The sequence below is a fragment of the Roseitranquillus sediminis genome (assembly GCF_016918935.1).
GTDB classification, from domain to species: Bacteria; Pseudomonadota; Alphaproteobacteria; order Rhodobacterales; family Rhodobacteraceae; genus Roseitranquillus; species Roseitranquillus sediminis.
On record NZ_JAFFOB010000030.1, the window covers coordinates 118,678 to 119,376 of the forward strand.

The window sequence follows — 699 nt, forward strand, 5'->3', positions numbered from 1 at the left end:
GATCTGCCAGGCGCGGCCGCAGCGGATCGTCCTGCCCAGGGTGGCGGGTCTTCGGCTTCATGGGCGGCATCCGAAATCGCAGGGTTCTCGCCGGAATCCTACGAATCCCTGCAATCAGAAACCACCAGAAACGGCCTGTTCTCTACCGAAATCAACAGCATGCGCGTTGTTCAGGCCGAACTAATGATTCCGTTGACCTTCGCGAAATCTGATATGGCGCGCCATGTCTTGAGCCGCTTGTTGGCGGGGTTGAGGTTCATGGCGTCGAGGTGCTTCCGGATATGAGGCTCCTTGAGTGACTTGAATGGCAAGCGCGCAATCGCACCTCCCTTCAGGTCCAGCAGGCGACGAACACCACGGCGCCGGACAGCCTGATAGGATTGAGAAAGCTCGCGGAACCCGAGAGATGCAAGATATCGGTGCGCCACGTCGGCGACCGTGTTCGGCATGATCAACTCCGGCCCCGGGCTCTTCGGAGCAACGCCGGCGCAAGCGGCCATGTAGGCGGCAATGAACGCTGGATCATTCTCAGGAAGGTGGGCAGGGAGGCGGGTGTTCCTTGTGCGGTGGTAGGCGTAGTAATCCGCGGCCTAAGACAAGAGATTGGATTGGAGCAGGAGACTGAACTGGCCCCCGTTTCGACCGGACCCCCAGGCATAGCCATGGAGGCTTAGGCATATGCCTGAGCACGTGCTCATG

1 protein-coding gene is annotated in these 699 nt (G+C 59.9%); it reads right to left on the minus strand.

Features of this window, described 5'->3' with window-relative positions; all coding sequences use genetic code 11:
• Positions 1 to 170: 170 nt before the first annotated feature.
• Entirely contained in the window at positions 171 to 449 is a 279-nt protein-coding gene (locus JM664_RS18450) for a hypothetical protein (RefSeq protein ID WP_227421401.1), read from the minus strand.
• Between the last annotated feature and the right edge of the window lie 250 nt (positions 450 to 699).

Excerpts from the sequence above, each read along its gene's own strand:
- JM664_RS18450 (WP_227421401.1), bottom strand. The coding sequence starts at position 449 with ATGCCGAACACGGTCGCCGACGTGGCGCACCGATATCTTGCATCTCTC.